At 76.1% G+C, this 8,350-nt stretch carries 1 protein-coding gene; it reads right to left on the bottom strand.

The genetic code is table 11. The features are described 5' to 3' along the window. A partial coding sequence (locus ACZ60X_RS43645) for a type I polyketide synthase (RefSeq protein WP_469611378.1) occupies window positions 1-8,350 on the bottom strand: 8,350 nt, incomplete at both ends.

The following is an 8,350-nucleotide window of genomic DNA, read 5'->3' as shown; positions in this document are numbered from 1 at the left end:
ACCCGCCGGCTGCACCACATCCACCCGCCCCAACAAATCCACATCACCCCGCAGCACCGCCACCAGATCCCAGTCCACCCACGGCTCCAACACCCCCGCACACTCCCCCACCCGCTCCGCGAACACCGACGAGGACTCCAACAACTCCCGCCCCATCCCCAGCCACTGCGAACCCTGACCGGGGAAGACGAGCACCGTCCTGCCGGGGCCGCCGGAGCCGGCGACGGTTCCGGTCACGACGAGGGGGCTGTTCTCACCGCGGGCCAGCGCGCCCAGCCCGGAAAGGGCCTCGGCGCGCGAACCGGCGACGACCACGGCCCGCTCGGACAGCAGGGCCCGCCGGGACACGAGGGCGCCCGCGACCTCGGCCGGGACCGCGCCGGTGCCTGTATCGGTGTCCGTGCGCGCGCCGGCGTTCCCGCCCCTGTGCGTCACGAACGCCGCCAGGCGCCCGGCCTGGGCGGCGAGGGCGGCGGCACTGCGGGCCGACACCACCAGCGGTACGACACCGGCGGGCGCCCCCGGCCGGGCGACCCGCTCGGCCTCGGGTGCGTCCTGCGGAATGCCGGCCTCGGGCGCCTCCTCCAGGATGACGTGCGCGTTGGTGCCGCTCGCGCCGAACGCGGAGACGGCGGCCCGGCGCGGGCGGCCGGTGTCGGGCCACTGCCGGGCCTCCGTGAGCAGTTCCACCGCGCCGGCCGACCAGTCGACCTGCGGGGTGGGCTCGGCCACGTTCAGGGTGGGCGGCAGGACACCGTGCCGTAGCGCCTCCACCATCTTGATCACCCCGGCGACGCCCGCGGCGGCCTGGGTGTGGCCGATGTTGGACTTCACCGAGCCCAGCCACAAAGGCCGTTCGCGGTCCTGGCCGTAGGTGTCCAGCAGGGCCTGGACCTCGATCGGGTCGCCGAGGACGGTGCCTGTGCCGTGTCCCTCCACCACGTCCACGTCGGCGGGCTCCAGCCCGGCGGCGGCCAGCGCGCCGCGGATGACCCGCTGTTGGGAAGGGCCGTTGGGGGCGGTCAGGCCGTTGGACGCGCCGTCCTGGTTGACCGCGCTGCCCCGGACGACCGCGAGCACGCGATGCCCGTTGCGCCGCGCGTCGGACAGACGCTCCAGCAGGACCACGCCGACCCCTTCGGCCCAGCCGGTGCCGTCGGCGGTGGAGGAGTACGCCTTGCAGCGGCCGTCGGCGGACAGCCCGCGCTGCCGGGAGAACTCCAGGAAGGCGTCCGGGGTGGCCATGACGGTGGCACCGCCGGCGAGCGCCAGGGAGCACTCGCCGCCTCGCAGCGCCTGGGCCGCGAGGTGCAGGGCGACCAGGGAGGACGAGCAGGCGGTGTCCACGGTCACCGCGGGGCCCTCGAAGCCGAAGACGTACGAGACCCGGCCCGAGGCCACGCTCGCGGCCGTACCGGTCATCGTGTAGCCCTGGACGTCCTCGGGCACCTGGCGCAGCCGCGTGACGTAGTCGTGGTGGACGATGCCGGTGAACACCCCGACGTCCTGGCCGCGGGCGGACAGCGGATCGATGCCGGCCCGTTCCATGGCCTCCCAGGAGGTCTCCAGCAGCAGCCGCTGCTGCGGGTCCATCGCCAGCGCCTCGCGCGGCGAGATCCCGAAGAGCTGGGCGTCGAAGCGGGCGGCGTCGTGCAGGAAGCCGCCCGCCCGGGTGTAGCTGGTGCCGGGGTGGGCCGGGTCGGGGTGGTAGAGGCGGTCGATGTCCCAGTCGCGGTCGGTGGGGAAGCCGGAGATGGCGTCGCGACGGTCCACGACGAGCTGCCAGAGGTCCTCGGGGCTGTCCACGCCGCCGGGCAGCCTGCTGCTCATGGCGATGATGGCGATCGGCTCGTCCGGGTCCGCCGTGCCGCGCCGGGCGGGCGCGCGGGTGTCCGGGCGGATGCCGAGGAGTTCGCCGCGCAGGTGGTCGGCGAGCAGGGCCGGGGTCGGGTGGTCGAAGACCAGGCTGCCGGGCAGGCTGACGCCGGTGAAGTCGTGCAGCCGGTTGCGGAGTTTGACGGCGGTGAGGGAGTCGAAGCCCAGGTTCTTGAACGGCTGTCCCTCGTCGAAGCCGTTCGTGTCCCGGTGGCCGAGGACGACGGCGGCGCTCTCCCGGACCAGGTCCAGCAGGATCCGGCGCTGTTCGGCGTCGGATAGAGGGGCCAGCCGGGCGGCCAGTTCGTTGCCGTCGACGGCGGCCGCGCGCCGGATGAGGCGCCGGGCGCGAGCGGGGGCGAGAGGGCCGGCCGCGGTGCCGTTCTCCTCGATGGCGCCGGCGCTGTGGGCGACGTCCCGGGCGGTGCCGACGCCGGGCACGGGTCCCTCGGCCGTGCCGGCGACGGCGCCGGATTCCTCGGTCGCCCCGGCATCGGGGACCGTGCCCTCGGTCGTGGTGGCGAGGGTCACCGGGCCGAGCAGCGCCACGGGTCGGCCGTCGGGGTCGGCCAGCTCCACCAGGTGCTGGCCTTCGGCGGCCGGGGTGACGCGGACCCGCAGCTCGGTGGCGCCCACCGCGTACACGGCGAGGGTGGCGCACTCGGTCAGGGCGACGGCGTCCTGGGCCTGGGCCGCGATCCGCAGCGCGGTGTCGAGGAGCAGCGGGTGGAGGGTGAACTCGTCTGCCTGGACGGCGAGTTCGTCCGGCAGGGCGATCTCGGCAAGGGTCCGCTCGTTCTGCCGCCAGAGACCGCGCACCCCGGCGGGGCCGCTGTCCACGGCGGGCTCGTGCGGCCAGGTGCGCAGGTCGAAGGCGTGCCGCGGGACGCCGGGCGTCAGGAGGGCGCGGGCGTGCCGGAGCCACGCCTCGCCGTCCTGCCCGCCGGGCCTGCTGTGCACGGTGGCGTCGCGCGCTCCGTCGGGGCCGGGGGCGTCCACGAAGACGCGGAGCTGGAGGTCGCCGTGCGCGGGGAGGTCGAGGGGCGCGTCGACGGTGATCCGCTCGACGGTTCCGGCGCCGGCCTCGTCGCCGGCCCGGACGAGCAACTCCAGCAGTACGCCGGCCGGTACGGTCGTCTCGCCACCGGTGCGCGTGCCGGGGAGCAGACCGGGACTGCGCCGGGTCAGCCGGCCGGTGAGGACGACGCCGGTGCCGCCGCGCCCGCCGGGGACCTCCACGACTCCGCCGAGCAACGGGTGGCCTGCGGACCGGGCGCCCAGCGCCTCGGCGGCCGGGGCGGCGCCGCCGTCCACCCAGTACCGCTGGTGCTGGAAGGCGTAGGTGGGCAGGTCGGGGCCCACGGCCGGGTGCGGGCGGCCGAGGACGGCGGTCCAGTCGACCGGTACGCCGCGCACGTGCAGTTCGGCGAGCGCGAAGAGTACGGCGCTGTCCTCTGCGGTGTCGGCGCGCAGCGTGCTGACGCAGCCGCGGGTGTCCGCCCCGAGCGTGCCGAGGACCATGGCGCTGAGCACACCACCGGGCCCCAGTTCGAGGTGGGTGGTGACGCCCTGGTCGCGCAGGGCGGTGACGGCGTCGGCGAAGCGTACGGCGTGCCGGGCCTGGTCCACCCAGTACTCGGGGGTGGCGAGCAGCCCGTCCTCGGCGCGTGCGCCGGTGAGCGTGGAGACGACGGGTGTCGTGCCCGGCCGGTAGCGCAGCCGGGCGGCCACGGCACGCAGATCGTCGAGCATCGGCTCCATCAGCGCCGAGTGGAAGGCGTGGCTGACGGACAGCCGGCGGGTCCGGTGGCCGGCCTGGGCGAGGCGCCCGGCGACGGCGAGCACGGCGTCCTCGGCACCGGACAGCACGAGGGCCCGCGGCCCGTTGACCGCGGCGGTCCCGACGGTGCCCGGTGTACGGGCGAGCAGCGGTGCCACCTCGTCCTCGGTCGCCTCGACGGCGATCATCGCGCCGCCCCGCGGCAGTGCCTGCATCAACCTTCCCCGCGCCGCGACGAGTTCGCCGGCGTCCGCCAGGTCCAGGACGCCGGCGGCGTGGGCGGCGGCGATCTCTCCGACCGAGTGTCCCGCGAGGAGGTCGGGTCGTACGCCCCAGGAGGTGAACAGCCGGAACAGCGCGGTCTCCAGGGCGAACAGCGCGGCCTGGGTGTAGAGGGTCTGGTCGAGCAGGGCGGCCGGCTCGGTGCCGGGCTCGGCGAACACCACCTCGCTCACGGGGTGGTCGAGGCCGTCCAGGTGCCGTTCCACGGCGGCGCAGGCGGCGCCGAACGCGTCGCGGAACTCCGGGTACAGCGCGGCGAGTTCGCGGCCCATGCCGGCCCACTGGCTGCCCTGCCCGGTGAACAGGAAGGCGAGCTTTCCGTCAGCGGGTCCGCCGGTGACGGTGTCCGCGTGGCCGGTGCCCTCGGCGAGCGCGCGCAACGCGTCGGTGAGCAGCTCCCGGTCGGCGGCCAGGACGACCGCGCGATGGTCGAGGTGGGCGCGGGCGGTGCCGAGCGCGTGCGCCGTGGCCGCGAGCGGCGTACCGGGCCGGTCCGCCACCCAGTCCGCGAGCCGCGCGGCCTGTCCGCGAAGACCGGCGGCGGTGCGTGCGGAGAGGGGGAACAGGAGGGGGCCGGCGGGGCTGTGCTGCGGGCCGTCCGACGGCGCCGCCGTGTCCGCGGGGGGCGTCGGTGCCTGCTCCAGCAGCAGGTGGGCGTTGGTGCCGCCGATGCCGAAGGCGGAGACGCCGGCGCGGCGGGGGCGGCCGGTCTCGGGCCACGGGCGGGCCTCGGTGAGCACCTCGACCGCGCCCGCCGACCAGTCGACGTGGGGGGAGGGCCGGTTCACGTGCAGGGTGCGGGGCAGCAGGCCGTGTCGCATCGCCATGACGGTCTTGATGACGCCGGCGACCCCGGCGGCGGCCTGCGCGTGGCCGATGTTGGACTTCACCGACCCGATCCACAGCGGCTGTTCGCGGTCCTGGCCGTAGGTGGCGAGGAGCGCCTGGGCCTCGATCGGGTCGCCGAGGACCGTGCCCGTGCCGTGCGCCTCCACCGCGTCCACCTCGGACGCCGAAAGCCCCGCGTTCGCCAACGCCCTGCGGATCACGCGCTGTTGGGAAGGCCCGTTCGGGGCGGTCAGACCGTTGGACGCGCCGTCCTGGTTGACCGCGCTGCCCCGGATAACGGCGAGCACCTGGTGGCCCTGCCGCCGGGCCTCGGACAGCCGCTCGACCAGCAGCACGCCGGCGCCCTCGGACCAGCCGGTGCCGTCCGCGCCGTCCGCGAACGCCTTGCACCGCCCGTCGGGGGCCAGGCCGCGCTGCCGGGAGAACTCGATGAACGTCTCCACGTTGCCCATCACCATCACGCCGCCGGCGAGCGCCATGGAGCACTCCCCGTTGCGCAGCGCCTGGGCGGCCAGGTGCAGGGCGACCAGGGAGGAGGAGCAGGCGGTGTCGATCGTGACGGCCGGGCCCTCGAAGCCGAAGTGGTAGGCGACGCGGCCCGACACGACGCTGCCGGAGCCGCCGGTGAGGCGGAAGCCCTCGGCGTCGGTCGCGTGGTGCATCCGCACGCTGTAGTCATGGCTGTTGACGCCGACGAAGACGCCGATGTCCCGGCCGGCCAGCCCGGTGGGACCGATCGCGGCGCGCTCGAAGGCCTCCCAGGACGTCTCCAGCAGCAGCCGCTGCTGCGGGTCCATGGCGAGGGCCTCGTTGGGGGAGATGCCGAAGAAGGCGGCGTCGAAGCCGGGCGCGTCGTCGAGGAACGCGCCGTGCCGCACGTAGGTGGTGCCGGCTTTGTCGGGATCGGCGTCGTAGAGCCGGTCGATGTCCCAGCCGCGGTCGTCGGGGAACTCGGTGACGGCGTCGGTCTCCTCGGCCACGATCCGCCAGAGGTCCTCGGGGCTGTGCACCCCGGCCGGGAAGCGGCAGGCCATCGCGACGATCGCGATCGGTTCGTCGGGCGCGGCCGGAGCCGGGGCGGACGCCGTGCCGGCGGGGGTGTCACCGACGAGCCGGGCGCGCAGGTGGTCGGCGAGCGCGAGGGGCTTGGGGTGGTCGAAGACGACGGCCGAGGGCAGCGTGAGGCCGGTGGCGGTCGCCAGCCGGTTGCGCAGCTCGACCGCGGTCAGCGAGTCGAACCCGGCGTCCTTGAAGGCCCGGTCGGCGCGGACGGCGCCGGGGGTGTCGTGGCCGAGCACATCGGCGGCGGTGCGCCGGACCAGGCCCAGCAGCAGCTCCAGCCTGCCCGCCGGGTCCAGTGCGGTCAGGCGGTCGCGCAGGCTGCCGTGATCGCCGGTGCCGGCCGTGCGGGCCGGCGAGTGCGGCGCGGGCGCGAGGCTCCGCAGCAGGTGCGCGACGGGCGCGCTCCGGGCCGCCGCGCGCAGGGCGGGCAGGTCCAGCCTGGCGGCCACCAGGGCGGCGGGCAGCCCGGTGCCGGAGCGCAGCGTCCGGTCGAGCAGCGCCATGCCCTCGGCCTCGGACAGCGCGGCCATGCCCAGCCGCCGGTTGCGGTGCAGGTCGGCGGTGCCGAGATGCCGGGTCATGCCGCTGGCCCGCGCCCAGTGGCCCCAGGCGAGCGAGACGCCGGTCAGCCCCTGTGCGCGACGCCGGCGGGCGAGCGCGTCCAGGGCGGCGTTGGCGGCGGCGTAGTTGGCCTGCCCGGGGTTGCCGAAGACGTTCGCGGCCGAGGAGAACAGGACGAACGCCGCCAGGTCGCGGCCCCGGGTCAACTCGTCCAGCAACAGGGCGGCGTCCAGCTTGGGCCGCAGTACGGTGTCGACGCGCTCCGGGGTGAGCGCGGTGACCACGCCGTCGTCCAGGACTCCGGCGGTGTGCAGGACGGCGGTCAGTGGATGCTCGGTGGGTACGGCGTCCAGGACGGCCGCGAGCTGGTCCCGTTCGGCGGTGTCGCAGGCGACGACGGTGACGGTGGCGCCCAGCGCGGTCAGTTCCCCGCACAGCGCGGCCGCGCCGTCCGCCGCGAGGCCGCGCCGGCTGAGCAGCAGCAGGTGCCGGACGCCGTGCGCGGTCACCAGGTGCCGGGCGGTCAACGCGCCGAGCATGCCGGTGCCGCCGGTGATCAGGACGGTCCCTTCGGGATCGAGCGCCTGGCCCGACCGCGGGGTGCCCCCGTCCCCCGCAGCCACCCCGGTCCGGGCCAGCCTGGGCACCTCCGCGCCCGCGGCCCCCACGCGTATCACCGGTTCGCCGCAGGCCAGCAGCCCTGGCAGCGCGGCGCGGACCGTCGCCTCGGCTTCCCGTCCTCCGCCCGGCCCGGCGCACTCGACCAGCACGACACGGCCGGGATGCTCGGACTGCGCGGACCGCAGCAGTCCCTGTACGGCGGCCGTGGCGAGGTCGGTGGCGTCCGCGCCGGTCGCCACGACCAGCCGGGTCCGCTCCAGCGCGGGCTCGGCCAGCCACGCCTGCACCACGGCGAGCGCGGCGGCCAGGGCCGTACGGGGATCGGTCACCGCCGGGTCGACGGCGTACAGCAGGGCGTCGGCGTCCGCCGCGTCGGCGGTGACATCCCGCGCGGTGCGTACGGTGACGGCGGACGGGGCGCCGTCGCCCGAGAGCAGCGGCAGCTCCGTCCAGTCCGTCTGGAACAGGGCGTCGTGGGTGAGCGCCTCGGCGAGTCCGGCGTGCGCCGAGTCGAACGGTTCGGCCAGCACCGCGGCCACGGCCAGAACGGGCCGTCCGGCCGGGTCGGTCAGATCGAGCCGGGTGCCCTCCCCGGCGGCCCCCGCCCACCGCGCGGTGACGGCGGTCGCACCGGACGCCCGCAGACCGACACCGCACCACGTGACCGCGACGGTTCCGGCGGGCAGCGCCGCCCGCACGGCCGCGTCGAGCAGTGCGGGGTGTACGCCGTACCGCTCGGCGTCCACGACCGCCTCGTCGAGGGCCACCTCGATGCCGGGCCCGTCGGCCGGCCGCTCGCTGTCCGCCGCCGGGACGGCGGGCGCGAGGGTGCCGTGCGCGTGCCGGGTCCAGGCGGCGTCCAGCACGGAGTCGGCCGCGCGCGAGTACACCTCGACGGTACGCCGGCCGATGCCATCGGCCGCGCCCACCACGGTCTGGACACCCCGGCCACCACGTACCGGCAGGACGACCGGCCGGTCGACGGTCAGCTCCTCCACGACCGGCACGCCGGCCTCCTCGCCGACCCGGACCGCCAACTCGACCAGCGCCGCGTTCGGCACCAGCACGGTGTCGTCCCCGACGAGATGCTCGGCCAGCCACGGCTGCGCGCGCAGCGACCACCGCGAGGTCGTCATGAACCCACCCGAGTCGGGCCGCCCGACCACCGCGCCGAGGAGGGGGTGGTCGGTGCCCGCCTGCCCGAGCGAGGCCGCGTCCATGGCGGGGGCCGTCTTCAGCCAGTAATGCCGGTGGTCGAAGGCGTACGTCGGCAGGTCCACCCGGGCGGCATCAGCACCGGCGGGCAGCACACCCGTCCAG

The organism is Streptomyces sp. NPDC104106 (assembly GCF_055584345.1).
This window is presented reverse-complemented; position numbering and strand designations above follow the sequence as displayed.